This window comes from Rhizobium anhuiense bv. trifolii (genome assembly GCF_024346605.1).
Lineage (GTDB): Bacteria > Pseudomonadota > Alphaproteobacteria > Rhizobiales > Rhizobiaceae > Rhizobium > Rhizobium anhuiense.
This window is the reverse complement of the sequence record NZ_CP098804.1, coordinates 239,168-259,247: the sequence shown is the minus strand read 5'-3', so window position 1 is coordinate 259,247 and position 20,080 is coordinate 239,168. Positions and strand designations below refer to the sequence as shown.

General features: G+C 61.1%; 15 protein-coding genes. 10 read left to right on the top strand and 5 right to left on the bottom strand.

Annotation, left to right across the window (positions count from 1 at the left end):
* The first annotated feature begins 20 nt into the window (after positions 1-20).
* Together NE851_RS32975 and NE851_RS32970 are read left to right on the top strand one after the other, a co-directional pair.
* Complete coding sequence (locus NE851_RS32975; protein WP_047616699.1) at positions 21-695, top strand: L,D-transpeptidase; 675 nt, start codon at positions 21-23, stop codon at positions 693-695.
* A gap of 13 nt (positions 696-708) precedes the next feature.
* Positions 709-1,245 carry an OmpA family protein gene (locus tag NE851_RS32970; RefSeq protein WP_063474043.1) on the top strand — a complete coding sequence of 179 codons (537 nt, stop codon included), beginning with the start codon at positions 709-711 and terminating at the stop codon, positions 1,243-1,245.
* Between the two features lie 100 nt (positions 1,246-1,345).
* On the opposite strand, the gene NE851_RS32965 is transcribed toward NE851_RS32970, so the two are convergent.
* Positions 1,346-3,808, bottom strand: coding sequence for a glycoside hydrolase family 3 C-terminal domain-containing protein (locus NE851_RS32965; RefSeq protein WP_254962616.1), 2,463 nt, complete (start codon positions 3,806-3,808; stop codon positions 1,346-1,348).
* A 164-nt stretch (positions 3,809-3,972) separates the two neighbouring features.
* On the opposite strand from NE851_RS32965, the gene NE851_RS32960 reads away from it, so the two are divergent.
* A complete protein-coding gene (locus NE851_RS32960) occupies positions 3,973-4,611 on the top strand; it encodes a TetR/AcrR family transcriptional regulator (RefSeq protein WP_127430835.1) in 639 nt (212 codons plus the stop codon).
* 62 nt (positions 4,612-4,673) lie between these two features.
* Here NE851_RS32960 and NE851_RS32955 read toward each other — a convergent pair whose 3' ends face one another.
* Complete coding sequence (locus tag NE851_RS32955) at positions 4,674-5,501, bottom strand: alpha/beta hydrolase (protein ID WP_127430836.1); 828 nt, start codon at positions 5,499-5,501, stop codon at positions 4,674-4,676.
* Positions 5,502-5,625: 124 nt separating this feature from the next.
* Here NE851_RS32955 and NE851_RS32950 point away from each other — a divergent pair, with 124 nt between their 5' ends.
* On the top strand, positions 5,626-6,588 hold the full coding sequence (locus tag NE851_RS32950) for a LysR family transcriptional regulator (RefSeq protein WP_063474172.1): 963 nt from the start codon (positions 5,626-5,628) through the stop codon (positions 6,586-6,588).
* Here NE851_RS32950 and NE851_RS32945 read toward each other — a convergent pair.
* Entirely contained in the window at positions 6,558-8,552 is a 1,995-nt protein-coding gene (locus NE851_RS32945; RefSeq protein ID WP_127430837.1) for a methyl-accepting chemotaxis protein, read from the bottom strand. The genes NE851_RS32950 and NE851_RS32945 overlap by 31 nt on opposite strands.
* Positions 8,553-8,890: 338 nt before the next feature.
* Entirely contained in the window at positions 8,891-11,917 is a 3,027-nt protein-coding gene (locus NE851_RS32940; protein WP_097543308.1) for an alpha-mannosidase, read from the bottom strand.
* 219 nt (positions 11,918-12,136) lie between these two features.
* On the opposite strand from NE851_RS32940, the gene NE851_RS32935 reads away from it, so the two are divergent.
* Complete coding sequence (locus NE851_RS32935) at positions 12,137-13,276, top strand: ROK family transcriptional regulator (protein WP_047616687.1); 1,140 nt, start codon at positions 12,137-12,139, stop codon at positions 13,274-13,276.
* A gap of 8 nt (positions 13,277-13,284) precedes the next feature.
* On the opposite strand, the gene NE851_RS32930 is transcribed toward NE851_RS32935, so the two are convergent.
* Positions 13,285-14,331, bottom strand: a complete 1,047-nt coding sequence (locus NE851_RS32930) for a Gfo/Idh/MocA family protein (RefSeq protein ID WP_127430838.1) — start codon at positions 14,329-14,331, stop codon at positions 13,285-13,287.
* 394 nt (positions 14,332-14,725) lie between these two features.
* Here NE851_RS32930 and NE851_RS32925 point away from each other — a divergent pair, with 394 nt between their 5' ends.
* From NE851_RS32925 to NE851_RS32905, 5 genes are all read left to right on the top strand, one after another.
* The gene (locus tag NE851_RS32925) at positions 14,726-16,024 is read left to right on the top strand and encodes an extracellular solute-binding protein (protein WP_127430839.1); all 1,299 of its coding nucleotides are present in this window, start codon (positions 14,726-14,728) and stop codon (positions 16,022-16,024) included.
* 85 nt (positions 16,025-16,109) lie between these two features.
* Positions 16,110-17,039 carry a carbohydrate ABC transporter permease gene (locus NE851_RS32920; protein ID WP_047616681.1) on the top strand — a complete coding sequence of 310 codons (930 nt, stop codon included), beginning with the start codon at positions 16,110-16,112 and terminating at the stop codon, positions 17,037-17,039.
* Positions 17,036-17,878, top strand: a complete 843-nt coding sequence (locus NE851_RS32915) for a carbohydrate ABC transporter permease (RefSeq protein WP_127430840.1) — start codon at positions 17,036-17,038, stop codon at positions 17,876-17,878. Before NE851_RS32920 ends, NE851_RS32915 begins: the two co-directional genes overlap by 4 nt.
* A gap of 41 nt (positions 17,879-17,919) precedes the next feature.
* A complete protein-coding gene (locus NE851_RS32910) occupies positions 17,920-19,158 on the top strand; it encodes an ROK family transcriptional regulator (protein WP_047616977.1) in 1,239 nt (412 codons plus the stop codon).
* A 48-nt stretch (positions 19,159-19,206) separates the two neighbouring features.
* Positions 19,207-20,061: a sugar phosphate isomerase/epimerase family protein gene (locus NE851_RS32905; protein ID WP_127430841.1), complete on the top strand. Its 855-nt coding sequence runs from the start codon at positions 19,207-19,209 to the stop codon at positions 20,059-20,061.
* The last annotated feature ends 19 nt before the right edge of the window (positions 20,062-20,080 follow it).

Genomic DNA, 20,080 nt, shown 5'->3' with positions numbered 1-20,080 from the left:
CTTTAAGGGGGATATTGCCGATGGTGGGGACCCGCAGGGATATTTTGCTTGGTGGTTTGGCGTTACTTGGCGTGGGTGCGATCCAGAAACCCGCCTTTGCCGTCGCGTCTTCCAATTTTGCCGGCACCGCCGTCGACAATGGCGTGACCTTCCAAAAGACCAACTTCGCCAAGATCGACAGGAAGTGGCACCGCCAAGTCGTCAAATATTTCAGCAGCGAGCCGATCGGCACCGTCGTCGTCGATACACGGCACCATTTTCTCTACGTCATCATGGAGAACAAGACCGCCATTCGCTACGGCGTCGGCGTCGGCCGCGAGGGCTTCAAATGGTTTGGCCGGGCCACGATCGATGCTAAATCGCTTTGGCCGCGCTGGACGCCGCCGCCGGAGATGCGCAAGCGCCATCCCGAACTGCCGGAATTCGTGGCCGGAGGCTCGCCAAAGAACCCACTCGGGCCCCGCGCCATGTACCTGCATCGCGACGGCGTTGACACCGGCTATCGCTTCCATGGCACATTGGAGCCGTGGAGCATCGGCAAGGATGCCTCCAGCGGATGTATCCGCATGTTCAACGAAGACGCCATCGATCTTTACCAGCGTTGCCCCATCGGCACCGCTGTACAGGTTCTGCCGCATATTGCCGATCAGGCTGAAAGTGCAGCTCAGGTCAGTCAAGCAACTCCGGTCCAATAAGGAATATCCCCTGATGTCTGCGATGACCGGATATACGAGGCGCCTTCTCGCCGCGGCCATGCTCCTGGCGCTTGCCGCCTGCTCCACCACCAAGATCGCCTCCCTGGAAGAACCAACGGCTGCGCCGATGACCGGCCAGACCAACGATCCCGCGCCCGGTTTCGAAAATGTCGCGGCTGGCAGCGAGGAGGATTTCATCCTCAATGTCGGCCGACGGATCTACTTCACGCAAGATTCCGCCACGCTCGATTCCGTCGCCATGGCAACGTTGGATAACCAGGCCATCTGGCTCAACAAGAACCCGACCTGGCTGCTCAAGCTGCAAGGATTTGCCGACGATTCCGGCTCCGCATCGAAAATGCAGACGCTGTCGCAGAAGCGCGCCGATGCGGCGATGGCCTATCTCGTCTCGAAGGGCGTGGACGCCAGGCGCATGTGGGCCAAGGGCTACGGCAACGACCGCGAAGTCCGCGACTGCACGGAGCGCTCCTGCAGGGTGCAGAACCGGCGCGTCGTCACCAATCTGCGCACTCAGCCCGACGCGGCCTGATCCAGCTCCAGCCACTCAACGCCTGGCGCGGAGGCGTCAACCGCTATCGACCGTATCGGCTAGGCCCAGCTCAAATACGACATGGGCCGCCAGCCTGCCGTTAATACGAAGCCGGCAGCCGATACTCGAGTGGTGACGGCAGGTCGATGACGAACCTGATATCCGCGGCATTCGCCGCCACGACCAGTTGGTAGCCGCCCGCTTCGGCGCGGAAGACGCCGGCCTCGACGTCGAAATAGGCGAGGTCGCGCGGCAGGATCTTCAGGTCGGCCGTGCCAGTCTCACCAGGGAGCAACGAAAGCTTTGCGAAAGCGCGCAGCTCTTTGTCCGGCCGCTCTACCTTGGACTTTGGCGAGCGCACATAGAGTTGGATCAGTTCCGATCCGGCGCGGTCGCCGACATTGGTCACATCGATGCTGACAGTCAGGCCTTCGGGACCCATTTCGTTGGCCGAGAGCCGCGGCTCGCCCCAGTTGAAGCGGGTATAGCCAAGGCCGAAACCGAAGGGGAAGAGCGGTTCGACAGCGCGTGTATCGTGATGACGATAACCGACGAAGACGCCTTCGGCGTAGCGCAGGTGGCCATCCTTACCCGGATAGACGGCTGGATCGCCTGTGATTGCGGAATTGTCGGCAAGCGCCTTGGGGAATGTCTGCGGCAGGCGTCCGCCGGGCTCGGCATCGCCGAACAGGACATCGGCGACGGCGTTGCCCAGCTCCTGACCGGGATACCAGATCTGCAGCACGGCGCGGACCTTGCCGAGCCAGGGCATTTCCACCGGACCGCCCGTCTGCAGCACGACGACGGTGTTGGCATTGGCAGCCGCAACCCGCGCGATCAGTTCCTCCTGCCGACCCGGAAGCCGCATGTCGGGCAGGTCCAAACCTTCGGTATCCCATTCGCCGTCGCGGCCGACGAAGAGGAGCGCGACATCGGCGTTCAGCGCCATCTCGACAGCTTCCTGGATATCGGCCTCACCCAAGGGCTTTTCGACGCCGAACCGAATGGCCGTGAGATTGATCCCCTGCCCGTTCGCCAGCGGCGGGTCATACTCGACGGTGACGGCATGGGCTCGGCCCGCATCGAGCGTAACCATGCTGCGCTGTTCGTCATTGGCCGTGCCGAAATAATTCTCCCCGCGGGTCCAGCCGTCATGGCCGTCAACCGTCAGCCTGCCATCGACGAAGAGCCGCGCCAGTCCGGCATTGGTCATGCCGAAGACATGATCGCCGCTCTCCTCCGGCACGAATTGCATCGTCATCCGGGCCGAGAAATCGGCGGGGTCGAGCTCGCCCGAAGGCAGCTCGAACCAGAAGAACTCGCCCTTGTCGACGGTCTCGACGTGAATGGGCGTGCCCTGGCAGCCTCGTCCCTTGAAATATTCGACGGTGATCTTTCCCTTGAACACTTCGATCAGACGGTTATGGCGGCAACCGACGGCGTGGCTGACGCTATTGGCGTTGGCAAGGGCCGCGCGGATTCCTTCGAGCGGACTGATCGTATAATGCGCCGCGATCTGCGCGCTGCCGCCGCCCATGACCCGCGCGCTCGCAGCGTTGGGTCCGATGACAGCAAGCCGGTCGAGCGAAGTCTTGGCAAGTGGCAGGATGCCGTCGTTCTTCAGAAGGACTGCGCCTTCTGCGCCGATGCGCCGGATCAGCGCCCGGTCCTCCGGCAGGTCGACCGCCTGCTCCGTGAGATCGGGCGCCGTCTCGAAGGCGCCCACCCGCTCGAGCAGACGCAGGATACGCCGCGCCGCCGCCCGCACGGTGGCCGCTTCGACCTTCCCCTCGCGGACGGCCGCAACCAGTTTCTCGCCGCGATCACGGGCCGGACCCGGCATTTCGAGATCAAGACCGGCATTGATCGTCTCGGCCGTCGAATGCGAACCGAACCAGTCGGACATGACGATACCGTCGAAGCCCCATTCCTGGCGCAGCACCTTGGTCAACAGCCACTCGTGCTCACTCGTATAGGTGCCGTTGAGGCGGTTATAGGAGGACATGACGGCCATCACGCCGGCGCGCCTGACAGCCTGTTCGAAGGGCGGAAAGTAGATTTCGCGCAGCGCCCGCTCGTCGATATCGGAAGACATGGTCTGCCGCTCGATCTCGGATTCGTTGCCGGCGAAGTGCTTGATCGTCGCCGCGATCCCCTGGCTCTGCACGCCCTTGATGTAGGCAACGGCGAGTTCCGCGGTCAGCATCGGATCCTCGGAATAACATTCGAAATTCCGCCCGTTGAGACCGGAACGATGGATATTCACCGTGGGCGCTAGCAGCACCGCGGCCCCCTTGCTCTTTGCCTGATGGGCAAGCGCCACGCCCATGCGCCCGACGAGATCGGGATTCCAGGTGGCGCCGAGCGCGATGGCAGTGGGAAAGCAGGTCGCCTTGACGCCGCCGACCAGCGAACCCGCGCCGCGCGCGCCATTCGGTCCGTCCGTCACCTTGATTTTCGGCACACCAAGACGCTCGACGGGAACCGTCGTCCAGAAATCGGCGCCTGATAACAGCGAGACTTGCTCCTCGAGCGTCATCTTGTCGAGAATGGAATCGATCATGCAAACCTCCCCTTGAACTGGAATTCGGGCGCTGCGCGGCGGCGCCAGGCGTGCGCGACTGCTCCGCGCCATGCAATTCTTAAACCTACCGATTACTCGGTATTTTTAAGATGTCAACCGCCTAAGCCTGATGTATGGATTGAGAGTGCCGAAGAGGAGAGACGATGGCAGAGTTTGCCGAATTGAAGTCTGGACAGGAGGAAAAGCGACGACGCAGATCCCGCAAGGGCGAGGCGCGCCGCGCGGAGATCCTGACGGCCGCGATGCGGCGCTTCGCCGAAGACGGCTACCAGAATGCCGCCATCGGCGATGTGGCCCGCGACGTCGGCCTGTCGCTGCCCGGCCTGCTGCACCACTTCCCGACCAAAGTCGATCTGCTGCTCGCCATTCTGGACAAGCGCGATCTCGAAAGCGAAAGCTTCATCGGCATCCATCGTGCCGACCTGCGTGGCCTTCTCAAAGGTATGGTCGAGGTCTTCCGCCGTAACGCCGAAATGGTCGAGGTCATCAGGGCCTTCGCTATCCTGAATGCCGAGAGCCTGATGAAGGACCACCCGGCCAAGGCATGGTTTCTCAATCGCGCCACCCAGTTGCAGAACGATATCGTCGCGACCGTCGACCGGGCTGTCGCCGATGGCTCGATAGACGGCAGGATCGATGGCAAGGCGATAGCGGCCGAGCTGATTGCGGTGATGGATGGCCTGCAAATGCTCTGGCTGCGCGATCCCGCGCGTTTCGATATGGTCGGCGGGTTGGAAGCCTATGTCAGCCGCCTGCTGGCGAGCCTTGGTCTGGAGGATTGAGCTTCGGCTTGCGGCTCTGTGCTCGGGAGCCGGTCGAGGATGACGCCCGATCGGCAGATCTATCATCCATCAAAGCGCGCCAACCAGTCGATAATTCGGCTTACCGCTTCGGAATACCTCTGTCCGACAAGCAGACCCGTATGTGTCGTACCCCGGAGCCCGCCGCCGATGTGGCGAGCCGTCGCCCGGCCTCGATGATCATCGGATTCATCGTTGACGGCGCAAATGACGAGGCTGGGACAGGTGATCCTCTCGCCTTCGACGGAAATCCCCTCCGCGCCGAAATGAAAGGAAAATGCGCCGAATGCCTTTGCAGATTCCATGGACAGGTACTTCCGCTGGAATGCGATATCCTCGAATGTTTCATCGATACTGATTTGCTCGTCGCGTGCGGGCGCGGGGACCACGAGGCCGGGCATTCTTAACGCGAGATCGCGATAGGGCACTTCGGCATGTACTTCCCTGCAAATGCTGGAATCGATCAGCACCAGTCCGGCAATCCCCACGCTTTCCGCCAGCTTTTGGCTCAGGATTCCTCCCATGCTGAATCCGATCACGATGGGAGGAGTTCCACATTCTTCGACGATTTCGGAGATCACCAGCCGGATGTCTTCCAGGTAATCTTCAAACAGGATTTTTGTGAAATCCGCCGACCTGCTTTTGTAGTGGCCTCGCAGGTTGATGCAATAAGAGTTCCATCCCGCCGATATGAAATGCGGAATGTACTTGCTCCACATCCAGCTCCCGGTAAAGGCGCCGTGGACGAAGAGCAAAGGCGGCCGAACGGACTGCCTTGAATCACCGCGCCCATGAAATATTTCCAGAAATAAGTCATTCTCTCCGATGTATTTTTCCGTGTGCTCGGGTCGTTCTTTTGCATAGTCCGGCATATCGCTCACTCCTTTGATATTGGCTGGCCACGAATTCAGACAGAGGATATTTCCTATGCAATATTGATCAATTACCGCTCCTGGACTTACATAAAGGACAAAATGTCTTCAATTGGGTGTTGATGTGGAGAGTCTCGCAGGCGTTGTCGCCTTCGTTTACGCCGCCGAACAACAGAGCTATGTCGCAGCCGCCAGGGTTGCCGGAGTTTCGCCGTCGGCGATCGGAAAAGCCGTGGCGCGCCTCGAAAGCCGGCTGGGCGTGCGGCTCTTCAACCGGACGACGCGCAGTATCAGCCTGACCGAGGAAGGAGCCGTTCTCTACGAGCGCTACAAACGCATCCTCGACGACATGGATGACGCAGAGGCTACAGTCTCACGAAGCCGGGAACGCCCAAGGGGACGCCTGCGTGTCAGCGTGCCGCATATCGTCGGACATCACCTTCTTATGCCGATCCTGCCGATCTTTGCCGAGCGATTTCCGGAGATCGAGCTGGACATCGATTTCGAAGACAGGGTCATAGACCTGGTCGCAGAGGGCCTGGATGTCGTCGTGCGCAGCGGTGAGCTTGCCGATGCACGATTGATTGCCCGCCATCTCGGCGATCAACATTTCGTCGTTTGCGGAAGTCCCGATTATCTCAAGCGCCATGGGCGACCGGAGACCCCGGATGATCTCTCCCGACATGCCTGCATTCACTTCAAATACCCGTCCAGCGGTCGTGTCGCGCCGTGGGCATTCCGCCCGCCATGCGAGCGGCTGCTTTTGCCGAGAAGCCTGACATTCAACAACACGGATGCAGGTCTGCGAGCAGCACGGGACGGTTTGGGCCTTGCGCATCTGCCCGTCTACGTCGCAGAGCCCGATATGCGAACCGGAAATTTGGTCCCCGTCCTCACCTCCTTCATGGTGCCGTACGGTTCGCTCTCGCTCGTCTGGCCATCCAATCGTCAGCTTTCACCAAAAGTCCGCGCTTTCGTGGATTTTGTGGTTGCGAACTTTGCCGCCCGCCCTGACGCTTTTCGACCGGCGGCAATCACGGCAGCCGCCACGGCAACTTATCTGCCAAATGCGCCTGCCAGCCTCTGACCGAGCGCGCGCGCAGGAGAGATCGCCGGTCTGCTTTCCGACGTGACGGCGCGTGGGGCTACTTGAGCGGCATCCAGTTTGAAGCGGGCGATCAATCGGGCGAGATTCGCCGCCTCGTCCGCCAGCCGGTTCGTGGCTGCGGTCGATTCCTCCACCATCGCCGCATTCTGCTGCGTCACCTGATCCATCTGATTGACGGCAGTACTGACCTCGGAGAGGCCGGTCGACTGCTCCCTTGCCGCCGTGGCGATCGAGCGCACATGCTCGTCGATCTTGACCACCTGGCCCTGGATATCGCCAAGCGCCTCACCCGTCGCCGTCACCAGCTTCACCCCGGAATGGACTTCGCTGCTGGAGCGGTTGATCAGCACCTTGATGTCCTTGGCCGCATTGGCCGAGCGTTGCGCCAGTTCGCGCACCTCTTGTGCGACGACGGCAAAGCCCTTGCCGGCCTCACCGGCGCGTGCCGCCTCGACCCCGGCATTGAGCGCCAGAAGATTGGTCTGGAAGGCGATCTCGTCGATAACGTTGATAATCTGGACGATTTCGCCGGAGGCCTGCTCGATCCGCCCCATGGCCGAAACGGCCTGGCTGACGACGGCGCTCGACTGCCCGGTGCCTTTCTTCGCCTCATCCACCATGTAGCTGGCTTCCAGTGCCCGCTCGGTCGAGTTCTTCACTGCGACGGTGATCTCCTCCAGGGCAGAGGAGGTTTCCTCCAGCGACGCCGCCTGCTGCTCGGTGCGTTTCGACAGATCTCCAGAGGCAATCCGCATTTCGCCGGCGCCGCCGTTGATGATGTCGACAGCGGCGCGCACCTCGCCGAGAACGGAGCGCAGGCTGACCATCGTCGCGTTGACGTTTTCCTTGAGCTCGCCAAAGGCGCCCTGGAATTCGCCCCTCATGTTCTCGGTCAGGTCGCCGTCGGCGAGCGCAGCAACCACGCGACAGGTCTCGGCGATTCCGCGGTTGACTGCCGCAACGAGGTCATTCACGCCCGATGCGAATTGGTTCAGGTCCTGATAGCCATATTCCACGATGGCGCGACGCGTGAAGTCTCCGGCAACCGCTGCGGTGATGACCGCGTCGATGTTCATCTGCATTTCAATGACCTTCGCCCGCTTATCCGCACCGGCAGTGTCCAACTCACGCACCTTGATGCCGTTTAGCTTGAAGATCTCGACGGCGCGGGCCATCTGGCCGATTTCGTCGCGCCGATTGGCGAAGGGGATCTCGGCAGCGAGATTGCCCTCTGCAAGCTTGCTCATGCTTGCGGTAATCCGGCCGATCGGCTTTGCAATCACGCGAGCGCCAAAGACCGCAGCGCCGATCAGCGTGGCGATGGTCAGCAGGCCGATGCCAAGATTGAGGCTTAGAACGAGAAGAGCGCCGGCATCCGCCTCTTCCTCAGCCTTTGTCGCCATCGCCTTTGCGGCGTCCACCCCTTCATCGATCAGCTTGGCTGTCTCGTCTGAAATTGCCAACAATTTTACCTGAACGTCCTTCTCCTTTGCGTTAAGCGAAGGATCGCCGGCCTTGAGGGCAAGCTTTGCCTTGACGATTTCGGCCATGTCGTCGGTGGCGGCATAAAGCCTGTCGCCCAACGCCTTGAGCTTCACGATCCGGTCCCTGTTGACCTGCAATCGCAACCCCTCCATGGCATCGTCCAGATATTTTATAACCGAGTGATGGCGTGCGGCGATGTAGTCGGCTGCCTTGGCAATCTCATCCGTGGAAGTGGCGAGACGCAGATCACGCACGCCGACCTGCAGGCCGCGCAACGACGCCTTGGCATCGACCAGATCGCGCGAGACGATCAACTGCTCGTCCCGGTATTTCGCGCGCTGAGCGACATGCTGGCCTCCCTGCCAGACGGTAAGGAGCATAACCGCAACCAGCAAAATGCCGATGGCGGAAAGCATGGCCAGTTTGGTGCTGATGCGCGAAAAGATACTTGCGGGCATGTGTCAGTTCCTGCTTAGCGCAAACAGGAGTCCTCATATCCCCTGCCGGCTACGGAATGGGTGATCGACTTCATTCGATCGCCACCTATGCGACCGACGTTCCGAGATCACCTTCGCTTCCGAGGGGAGTCTTTTTGTCGTGGCCACAGCCGACTAACAGCCGATAAGAAACTAATAAAAAGTTCCATTTTCGCCGCGCTTGGGACTTGTCTGCGCGATCGGGATAATGAATGCCGAAAGCGGACATCGCTGGCGACCAGCCCGGTTGCACGGGCTGCGCCCGGTAACTGCTCCGCCGCAATCGAAGCGGCGGAGCGTGATCTCCCAGGCAAGCGGCGTCAGGCTTTTTGCAGCCTCCAGGTCCTGACTTCGAACGGCATGATGTCGGCAGGTCCAATCCGCTCCATCGGCTCTTCGAGAATGTTCAGCGGCTGCGATGCCGCCCATCCGGAAGGCAGGCCGAGGGAGAGCCGGCCGCGCCGGCCGGCCGGTTCATAGAGGCGCAGGATGAGGCCATCGCCTTCTTCCGCCGGCTTCAAGCCCGAAAAAGCGACGGGTGTGCCGTTGACGGTAAGCGGCGCGAAAGTGCCGGCGGAGAGGCCGTTGGCTTCGGCCGCGACGAGCGGCTGATTGAGATCGATCGCCTCGTCGAGAACACCGCCTTCATGCCAGGCACCCTCATGCGGCATCAGCGCATAGGTAAAGCTCTGCTCACCTTCATCGGCCAGCGGATCCGGATAGATCGGCCCGCGCACCAGGCTCATGCCGATCACATTGCCGCGGGCGCTATGGCCATATTTGGCATTGTTGAGCAGCGCGACGCCGAAGCCCGGCTCGCTGATATCGACGAAGCGATGGGCGACAGCCTCGAACATCGCCTGTTCCCAGGAGGTGTTCGTATGGGTTGCCCGCTCGACGACGCCGAAAGCGCATTCGAACGTCGCCTTCCGGGCCTGGACGGCGACCGGGTTCAGCGTACGCAGAAGGGTGCGGCGGTCGTGCCAGTCGATCGTCGTTTCGATGTCGAGCCGCCGGGCGTTGGCCGTCAGCACATAGGTCTGCGTGACGCTTGAATTCCGGTAGCGGTAAATGACGCGGATCGCTGCGCGGTGCGGGCCTTCTTCGACGAGGGCGATGCTCTCCGGCGCATCGAGGCGAATGGCCTTTTCGGCATAATCGGCATCGATGTCCCAGGCGTCCCAATTGCGCGGCTTGTCGGCCGGATAGACCCAGAGCTGATTTGCCGAGCCGTCGATCGCTTCCCGGCCCGTTGCCTTGTGGATGAGACTGACAACCGCGCCGTCCCCGCCGATGGCGACGGAGATGTGGTCGTTTTCGAGACGGTCGGAGCCTGCCCTCAGCCCGCCCGCCGGCTTGAGCGCACGCTTGTCGAAGACCGCGACGGACAAGGGGGCGACGAGATCGGCGGCCGCGACGACCGTGCCATCGGAGAGCGTTGTGCTGAGCGGCCTGGCCGCAAGAGACGGATTGACGACGACGAGGGCGTCTCCAACCCCGCCCTTCGGCAGATTGGCCGACAGCGCCTGCAATGACTTTGCCTGCTCGGCTTTGGCATGGTCGATGACCCCACCCAGTTCCTGCTCGGCATCCTGATAGACCTCACGGATGCTCGAGCCCGGCAGAATGTCGTGAAATTCGTTCTTCAACACCACGCGCCAATCGGCTTCGAGGCTTTGGGGCCTGCCTGCTCCGAGCATATGCGCCAGCGAAGCGATGGTTTCCGCGGTGATCAGCGCACGTTCGGCCTGGCGATGCTTGCGCTTGACGCCGCTTTGCGACGTCAGCGTGGCGCGGTGCAGTTCGAGATAGATTTCACCGTCCCACACGGGAAGGGTCTTTTCCCCAGCAGTGCGGTGCGCCTGCTCGTAATAGCTTTTGACGGTGCCCCAGCGTGCCTGCGGGATCGCCGGGAAATCGCGCAGCTGCACTTCGCGCTCGACCATTTCCGGCGTGACGCCGCCGCCGCCGTCGCCGTAGCCGACGGCCAGAAGCGACGTATGGTGCTGCGTCTTGCCGCGGAAATTCTTCCATGTCGGCACGAAGCAATCGGGCTGCACGAAGCCGTTGTAACCCTGCATCGGATTGTCGAACGTATGGGTCAGCACCCGGCTGCCGTCGAGCCCCTTCCACCAGAAGAGATCGGAGGGAATATGGTTGGTCTCGCTCCAATTGACCTTGATCGTGAAGAAGCTGTCGATGCCGCCCTGTCTCAGGATCTGCGGCAGCGCGCCGGAGAAGCCGAAGCAATCCGGCAACCAGCAAACCGTATGGCGCGTGCCGAAGGTCTTCTCGAAATAACGCTGGCCGTAGAGAACCTGACGGGCGAGACTTTCACCGGTCGGCATGTTCGTATCGGGTTCCACCCACATGCCGCCGACGGTTTCCCACTTACCTTCGGCGACCTTCTGCTTGATGCGCTCGAGAAGGTCCGGGTCTTCCTCCTCCATCTGCGCGTAATAATGGGCGGTCGATTGATTGAAACGAAAATCATCGGAGCGCTCCATCAGCGACAGCGCCGTATTGAAGGTGCGTCGCATTTTCCGCCGCGTCTCGCGATAGGGCCAGAGCCAGGCGAGATCGATATGCGCATGCCCCGTGAGCAGCAGTTCTCCATTCGGCGGAAAGCGCTTCTGCAGCTCCTTCAGCCGCGCCGTCAGAGCCTCGAAGGCCGTAGCTGCCGAAGCGCTTTGCTCGTCCGTGAGGCCCGCCGGATTAGCTTCAAGCTCCGGCAGTTCCCAGATTTTCTGCTGCATGACCGCGCCTGACGTGCGGGAGATGTAAGCCGCCGTATCCGACGGCCAGTCGAGGCTGCGCAGCGCATGTTCGGCGGCATCCATCAGATGCGGCACGACTTCATGCTCGCCGAGCGCCTCGATCGCCTCGGCAACCTGCTTCAACAGAAGATGCAGACGGTGAGCGGGACCGTCGAGCCAGATAAACCGGGCCTTGTTGAGCCGCGGTGCGCGATTGGGCTCGCCGAACGGAAAACGGGCGACGGTTTCCGTTGCGATTGAAAAGCGGCGGCCCTTCAGCGGGAATTCCTGATGATAGGGATCGAGACCGAATGTTTCCGTCTCGCCGTCGGGATAGCTCAGCGTAATCAGGCTCTCGCCACCGAGATCGAGCTGCAGGCGAATACCGTCGAGAGGCCACGCTTCGGGTGCCTCGGCGGTTGCAGCAAAATGCACCACCCCCTGGCGGTGCGGCCAATCCTGGTGATGTGCGATCGGCTCGCCCTCGAAGGTCCAGCCGTCGATCGCAGCACTGTGTCGATCCCGCCAATGAGCGAGCTCGGCAATGCGGACTTTCAGACGATCGAGACGCTGGGCAATGGTCAGAGGCATGGCTTATCCTATTGAAAATCGACGGCGACAATCCGTGGTCATAGTTTTGGGAGATGAAGATGGTGCGACCGGCATCGCGATTTGCCCGGTCTCCTCCTCCAAGCAATTCCGAGAGCTTTAGATTAAGTAACTTTGATTTCCCGTCAAGCCCGTAAGAAATTCATTGCGGTGGACGCAGGCGTGATACACAAGCGTCTTGTAGCTCTAAGGACGGCGACCATGCGGTATCTTCGATCAGGGCCGCGTCGGCTTCAAACCCAGGACACGGGCGCCCCGCGTGCCAAAACAGTCGGTCTGCGATCCGGTGAAATCGCCGATCGAAACATTCGCGTCATCCTGGAAGCCATCCGCCGCCATGGTCCGCTGACGCGAATGGAGCTTGGCCGCCATTGCGGCCTGACCGGCCCGGGCATTACCAATATTCTCCGCCGATTGGCCGAGGAGAAGCTCGTCACCTCCAACCGCCGCAACGGCTCGGGCGGCGGTGCGACGGCGACCGAATTTGCCCTGCGCCCGGAAGGCGCTTTCTCGATCGGCGTCAAGCTTCGCCAGAGGCGCGGCGAGATGGTGCTCATCGATCTCAGCGGCCAGGTGCATGACCGGGTCTATTTCGGCCTGGAGCCAGCAGACAAGGTCAAGCTGGTGCACGCGGCCGTCAGGGACATGGTCGATCGCCACGCGATGTTGCCGATCATCGGCCTAGGCATCGCCGCCAACGACTGGACGGACGAACAAAGCGATCAAATCGCCGCCATGTCGACGATTGCGCGTCCCTATGTCGAGAACGAATGCACGGCGAGCCTTCTCGCCGAACGCACGATCGGCAGCTCCGCCAGGGAAGGCGGACTGGCGATGATCATCATCGATGACGACATCCAGGCCGGTTTTCTCATCCGCGGCATTCCTTATTCCGGCGTGCATGGCAGGGCGGGCAGCATCGGCGAAATGTTGACCGGCCCGGACAATGTTCAGCTGAACACCGTCGTCGGTTTCGAGTCACTGCGATCGCGGATCGGCGACCAGGACTTCACCCGCCTGCTGAAGGGCGAGGAAATCTCCTCGCCATCGCTGTCGCAATGGATACGGGAGGCCGCCGGCCATCTGCTCGATCCGATCATCGCCATGGCCGGCTTCCTTGCCCCGAGCGTCGTCATGATCGGCAGCGATCTGCCGCAGGGCGTGATCGAAGCGCTGATCCATCAGCTTTCGATCGAGCGCCGCGACACCTCCACGAGACCGTTGCTGACACCCTGGATTTCGCCGATGAAACCGGCGAGCTTCAGCGGCGGCGGCGTTGCGCTGGGGGCTGCCCTCCTGCCCTTCCTCAACACTTTACTGCTGCCGCCGGCTTCCGCTTGAGAGCCGGCTCAGCCGAGCGCTTCATCGGTGTGGCTAAGATCGGAGGCCAGCGCCTTATCCAGGACTTTCTGGATATTGGCGGCGCGGCGGAAGGACGGTTCCTGCGTCCTGCCCGCCCGCACGGCTTGGACGAAACGCTGGTAATTCGTCTCGACCGGATCGAACGGCACGTCGCGCCAGGTCGCCGTGTGCACGTCTTCGCCGAGGCAGGCGCGAAGCGTCGACTTTCCGGTATCGTAAATCATCTCGATCGAGCCGGTTTCGCCATAGACCCGGAGACGCAGCTGATCCATCTGTCCGGCCGCCGTGCGCGTCGCCTGGATCGTCCCGATCGCGCCATTGGCGAAATCGACATTCATCGTGAAGCTGTCATTGGCATCTAGATCATATTCGCCGATCTTGTGCCCCGGCGCCTTGTCGAAGGTTTTCAGCCGCGCGAAGACATGGGCAACGTCGAGGCCGGAACCGTAGGAGGCGAAATCGACGATATGGATGCCGATATCGCCGAGCGCGCCGTTCGATCCATGCTTCTTGCTCAGCCGCCACAGCCATTTGCTTTCGCTCTTCCAATCGCCCCAGTGACGGCCGACCAGCCAGCTTTGCAGATGGGACGCCTCGACGTGGCGCACGTCTCCTATTTCGCCGGCGAGCACCATCTGCCGGCCTTTCTGGAGGGCGGGCGAGTTGCGATAGGTGAAATTGACCATGCCGACCTTGCCCGATCGTTCGATCGCCTCGGTCATCTCCATGGCCTTGACCGCATCGGTGGCGAGCGGTTTTTCGCAGAAGACATGCTTGCCGGCGGCGATCGCCTGAAGCGTCGTCGGGTGGTGGATGCTATCAGGCGTGACGTTCGCCACCGCATCGAACTCGCCCCAGGCGAGCGCCTCTCCGAGAGACGTGAAATGGTTGGCGATGCCATGTTCGGTGCAGAAGGCCGCGAGCCTTTCCGGGACGACGTCGACGCCGCCCAGGACGCTGACGCCTTCGATCGCCTTGAAGTTGGCGGCATGCTGGTTGGCCATGCCGCCGGTACCGAGAATGAGTAAACGCATCTTATCCTCCCTTGGCGCGTCCTATCGGACGCGGGTGTGTCAGAGCTGATTCCGGCAGCGCAGCCGGACAAAATCGCACTCCTGCCATCGCGGCCATCCGCGGTCGCCTCGTCCTCTTCTTCAGGAAAATTTCGGTTGATGCCCCACGCGCCCGACAACACGCTCCATCGCTTTAATGGCGCGGATCCTTTTCCAGAAATCGATCTCGATTTTCGGAAATTATGCGCTAGCTGCTGTTGATTGTCGCCAGCATCTCAACCTCCCAGGCTCCGGCCTTCCAAGCTGTGGCTTGACATCAAATCAAAGTAACTTAATCTAATTAATGCAGCACGGAATTGAGGAGAGGTCAACCGACCGCCAGGCTGTATTCGTTCAAATGGGGAGGAGACCCATCATGAAGAGCGCCACCGTCAGCGCATTTGCGCTGAGCACAATGTTATTTTCAGCATCCACGTCATTTGCCCAGGAACTTGCCACCAAGGACAGGATCGGCCTTGCCGATGCGCCAAAATCCCTCGTCGTCCGCCTGACGAACGATAGTCCGAACAATTCGGATCCGGCCATCGCCGAGGGCTATCAGCAGCTCTTCGTCGATTTCATCAAGAAGCATCCCGACTGGAAATTGCAGATGCAGTTCATGTCGTCGGATATCGGCACGGAACAGGCCAAGATGCTGGAGCAGGCCAAGGCCGGCAACGCGCCCGACTGCGCCGCGGTCGACTCCTTCGTGCTCTCGCAGTTCATGGTCAATCACGTGCTGGCGGACTTCACGCCGTATTTTTCGAAGGAGGAAGTGGACGACCTCTTCCCCTTCATCCGCAGCGGCATCACCGATAAGGACCAGACGGTCCGCGCGTGGTGGTGGGATACCGATCTTCGTGTGCTCTACCGCAACAAGTCGATTGTATCAGATGCGCCGCAGACCTGGGACGACCTGAAAAAGGCTGCGCTCGCCTCCACCAAGGAAGGCATGGAAGGCGTTCTGTTCAACGGCGGACGCTGGGAAGGTACGACCTTTGACTGGCTGGCGAACTATTGGGCGCTGGGCGGCAAGCTCGTCGACGATAGCGGCAAGCCTGTGTTCGGCGAAGGCGAGAACAAGGAGAAATTCCTGAAGGCGCTGAATTATTTCAAGGATCTCGTCGATTCCGGCGCCGCGCCCAAACGCGTCACCACGATCGCGAATTATGACGACATGAATGCTGCGGCGGCAGCGGGAACGACGGCACTCTTCATCGGCGGCAACTGGCAATATGCGCAGCTGAAGACGACGCTTGAAGAAGACGAGTTCAAGAATTGGACCTTCTCACCGATCCCCGGCCCCGCGGCCGATCAACTCTCGACCGGCACGGGCGGCTGGACGATCGCCTCCTTCAGCAAGGACAAGGACAAGATCGAGATGTGCGCAAACCTTGCACGCGAGGTCTATATGGGGCCGGCAAATGCGCTGCAGCAGCAGCTGCCGACCAGAAAGTCGCTCTTCGACAAGTATGAGGTCTTCTCCACCGAAGCCAACAAGACCTTCGCCAAGGCTCTGGTCGACGGCCAGGCGCGCCCCGGCGTACCGATCTATCCCGAGATCTCCAACCAGATCCAGATCATGATGGGCGACGTGCTCTCGGGGACCAAGACACCGGAAGACGCCTTAAATGCCGCCTTCAACGCCGCATTGGAGGCCTACAAGCGGCTGTAGTGCCGGGCGTCCGTGACGCTTCCAATCGCGACGGCGCCTGCTCTCAGGCGCCGTCGACATTGCCAACCCCGGACAGAGAGGCCCAATGAGCCCCATTGCCATCGAGGCTGACAGCCCGCCTCAAAGCAGAACGTTCATGCGTCGTTTCGCCGGCGCGCCCCTGCCCTGGATCATGCCCGTGATCGTCGTCATCGGCATCTTCTACCTCTATCCCGTCATCGACGTTTTCCGACTCTCCTTCACCAATGCGACGCTGATCGGCGACAATCAGGAATATACGCTTGGGTCGATCACCAATGCGCTGAGCTCGCCGCAACTGCCCGACATTCTCTGGGCAACCCTGATCTTCGTCGGCGGCAGCGTGATCGGCCAGCAGATCCTGGGCCTGGCGGTCGCCGTCACGGTCATTCGCGGCGAAAAGCGCGGCCTGTTCGGCACCACCATCCTGAGGACGACAGCGCTCGTCGCCTGGGTCGTGCCGGGCATTGCCGGCGGCATCATCTGGCAGATGCTCTTTTCCGAAGCGCCTTACGGCGCGCTGAACAGCATATTGCGGCTGATGCATCTGCCTGTTGTCGCCTGGCTTTCCGATCCGGCCATGGCGCCATGGTCGACGCTGATATCGAACATCTGGCGCGGCACGGCCTTTTCGATGGTCGTCATGTATGCGGCACTGAAGGCGATCGATCCCTCGCTCTACGAAGCGGCGGAGGTGGACGGCGCAACCGCATCGCAGCAGTTCTTCTTCGTCACGCTTCCGCAGCTGCGCGCCGCAATCCTCGTCAACATGATCCTCATCACCATCCAGACCGTGAATACTTTCGATGCGATCATCACGCTGACGGGCGGCGGACCGGGGCGCGCGACCGAGGTGATCTCGCTCTACGTCTTCAATATCGTCTTCAGAAACTACGACCTCTCCGGCGGCAGCGTGCTTTCCGTGCTTATGTTGATCATCAGCCTCGGACTTGCCTTCGTCTACGCGTCATTCCTGCCGAAGGAGGAAGAGCAATGAGCGGACGGACAGGAACGCGGCTCGGCGATTTCTTCAGCTATCTGTTCATGCTGGCGATGTTCGTATTCTTCGCCGGCCCCCTCACCTATCTCCTGTCGATGGCGATGCGTGACAAGCGCGAGATCTATCGCGGCGTGGCGCGGTATATTCCGAACAATCCCACCATCGACAATTTCATCACCGTTCTGAACAACAGCTATTTTCCGGTCTATCTCTGGAACGGCCTCAAGCTTGCGGCCTTGAGCGGCTTCGGCGTGCTGATCGTCGCATTGCCCGCAGCCTACGCCTTTTCCCGGTTTCAATTCCGCGGCAAAGGCCTGTCGATGATGGCGCTGCTTCTCTTCCAGATGATCTCGCCGCTTGTCATCATGGTGCCACTCTACCGCTACATGAACCGGCTCGGTCTGCTGGATACGCATTTTGCCGTCGTCATGGTCTATATCGCGCTCGGCGTTCCGCTGGCGACCTGGCTTTTGAAGAGCACGGTCGACGGCATCCCGCGCAGCCTCGACGAAGCGGCCATGATCGACGGCTGCAACCGGTTTTCGGTATTCTGGCGCATCATCCTGCCATTGTCGGCGCCGGGCATTGCCTCGGTCTTCATCATCACGGTGATTGCCGGCTGGTCGCAATTCCTGGTGCCTTTCCTGCTGCTCACGAAAAATGACCTGATGCCGATCGGCGTCGGAATCTTTAACTTCCGCGGCATGCAAACCGACTCGTCCATTCAACTGCTTGCCGCCGCCTGCCTGATCTCGGTCGTTCCGGCGATCGTGGCCTTTCTGTCGCTGCAGCGGCTGATCCTCGGCGCGATGACCAGCGGCGCCGTCAAGGGATGAGGGTCGGTTCGGTCTCCATGCGCGATGAAGGATTTGACCCGATGAACCAGACACTCGGCGCCAGGCTGTCCCCGGATCTGACCGGCGCCAATGTCGAAGATGCAGGCGAGCATAACAGGGCGGTCGTCCTGCGCTGCATCCATCGCCAGGCGCCGATTTCGCGCGCCGAAATCGCCAGGCGGACGGGTTTTACCAAACCGGCGATCGCCCGGATCGTCGATCGCCTGCTGGACGAAGGCCTGATCATGGAAGCCCGCCGGCGACACGGGCTGCGGGGCCAGCCGGCGATCGAACTCGAGATCAATCCGGATGCCTGTTTTGCGATCGGCATCAACATCGATCGCGACCATCTGACGATCCTGGCCGTCGATGCCGTCGGCAATGTCCGTGCCCGCGTGCATCACGAAAAGCGCTTCATCCTGCCGGCGGAATTCCTGCAGCTCACCGCCGATGCGATTTCGCATTTCCAGCGCAGCCGCCTGATCGACGACGCGCGCCTGGCCGGTATCGGTCTCGCCATGCCGGATTGGCTCGGCGAGATTTCGCTCCTCGGCAAGCCCGACACCTATCAGGAATGGACTTCATTCGATGTGCGCGCTGCTTTGGAGAACCTGACGCAGCATCCTGTCTTCATCGAAAACGAAGCCAATGCCGCGGCCCTTGCCGAACTCGATTACGGATTGGGTGCCGAAAGCAGCAGCTTCTTCTACATCGCCATCAATGCCTGCCCGGGCGGAGGCCTGGTGCTTGACGGCAACGGTCATCGCGGCGCCATGGGCCTCAGCGGCGAGATCGGCTGGCTCCCAATTGCCGATGACCGGGACGAGAAGGCACACAAGGTCCAGCTTCTCGGCGAGATATTCTCGCTGTTTTTCCTCTATGATTTTCTTGCCCGGCACGGCGTCGAGGTCAGCGTTCCCCACGATCTGCTGACGCTGGATGCACAGGGCAGGCGCCTGGTTTCACAGTGGCTGAAGGAAATGAGCGCGCATCTGGCCGTCGCCGTCAAGCATATCGGCATGATCGTCGATCCCGATGCCGTCCTTGTCGGCGGCCGGCTGCCGATCCGTATCGTCGACGAGCTGCTTCGGTATGTGCACGAGCATCTCGACGCCGAGGACACCAACCTCCCCTCGCTTCACCGTGCCTCGCTCGGAGAGGATGCTTCGGCCATGGGGGCGGCGGTCATGCCGATGGCGGCGGCCCTGATGCTCGCATCGGCCGATGCTGCTCAACGCACACGTTCGCCACTCAAGAATATGGATCGCCTGAACAATTGAAACGGCCAGCTAGGCCCCAGGGATTTTGGTGAAGATCGGAGAACTTTGGTGAAGATCGGCTTTTACACCTCGACATTCAATGATCGTCCCCTGGAGGAAGTGGTGGAATTCGCCGCGTCGGCCGGTTTCGACGCAATCGAGATCGATGTCGGCGGCCATATCAAGACACCCGATCAGGTGACGGGCGCCGTCGCGCTTGCACGCGGCCCCGGCCTCTTCGTGTCGTCGATCACCTATTTCGGCAACCAGCTCGATGCCGACCCGACAAGACGCCAGGAACTTCGAGCAAAGACCGCCGAATTTGCCAGTGCGATTGGAGAAGCGGACGTTCCGATCTTCGTGATCTTCCCGGGCCGGGACGACACGGCCAGCGACGAAGCCAATTATGATGACTTCGCCGAATTCGCAAACCGGCTGATTGCGCAGACGCAATCGAGCGGCCTCACCTTCGCGATCGAGAACTGGCCGGGTCCGAAGGACAATTTCATCGGCACGACACCGAAAGGGTGGCAGGAGCTTTTTCGGCGGATCGACAATCCCCGCTTCGGCCTGGAATTCGATCCCTCGCACCTCATCCGCATCGGCGTCGATCCCTATCAGGCGATGGAGGCGGTGAAGGACCGCATTGCCATCCTTCATGCCAAGGACACGGCCATCGATCCGGAGATACTGCAGGCTGTCGGCTATCACGGCAAAGGCTGGTGGCAATACAAGCTGCCCGGGCTCGGCCTCATCGATTGGCCGAGGTTCCTGCGCCAGGCGCGTGGCTCCGGCTTCGATGGCACGCTGTCCATAGAACACGAGGATGCCGCCTATGGCTGGCCAGGCAAGGACTTAGCCGCGCGAAAAGAGGGCGAGCGCTTCGGGCTCGATTATTTGAGAAATGTCCTGAACGGACTTTGACGGCAATTTCTGGAGGACT

Bases quoted from the DNA above. Each gene is read 5' to 3' on its own strand.
- NE851_RS32975 (WP_047616699.1), top strand. From the start codon at position 21: ATGGTGGGGACCCGCAGGGATATTTTGCTTGGTGGTTTGGCGTTACTT.
- NE851_RS32970 (WP_063474043.1), top strand. From the start codon at position 709: ATGTCTGCGATGACCGGATATACGAGGCGCCTTCTCGCCGCGGCCATG.
- NE851_RS32965 (WP_254962616.1), bottom strand. From the start codon at position 3,808: ATGATCGATTCCATTCTCGACAAGATGACGCTCGAGGAGCAAGTCTCG.
- NE851_RS32960 (WP_127430835.1), top strand. From the start codon at position 3,973: ATGGCAGAGTTTGCCGAATTGAAGTCTGGACAGGAGGAAAAGCGACGA.
- NE851_RS32955 (WP_127430836.1), bottom strand. From the start codon at position 5,501: ATGCCGGACTATGCAAAAGAACGACCCGAGCACACGGAAAAATACATC.
- NE851_RS32945 (WP_127430837.1), bottom strand. From the start codon at position 8,552: ATGCCCGCAAGTATCTTTTCGCGCATCAGCACCAAACTGGCCATGCTT.
- NE851_RS32940 (WP_097543308.1), bottom strand. From the start codon at position 11,917: ATGCCTCTGACCATTGCCCAGCGTCTCGATCGTCTGAAAGTCCGCATT.
- NE851_RS32935 (WP_047616687.1), top strand. From the start codon at position 12,137: ATGCGGTATCTTCGATCAGGGCCGCGTCGGCTTCAAACCCAGGACACG.
- NE851_RS32930 (WP_127430838.1), bottom strand. From the start codon at position 14,331: ATGCGTTTACTCATTCTCGGTACCGGCGGCATGGCCAACCAGCATGCC.
- NE851_RS32925 (WP_127430839.1), top strand. From the start codon at position 14,726: ATGAAGAGCGCCACCGTCAGCGCATTTGCGCTGAGCACAATGTTATTT.
- NE851_RS32920 (WP_047616681.1), top strand. From the start codon at position 16,110: ATGAGCCCCATTGCCATCGAGGCTGACAGCCCGCCTCAAAGCAGAACG.
- NE851_RS32915 (WP_127430840.1), top strand. From the start codon at position 17,036: ATGAGCGGACGGACAGGAACGCGGCTCGGCGATTTCTTCAGCTATCTG.
- NE851_RS32910 (WP_047616977.1), top strand. From the start codon at position 17,920: ATGAACCAGACACTCGGCGCCAGGCTGTCCCCGGATCTGACCGGCGCC.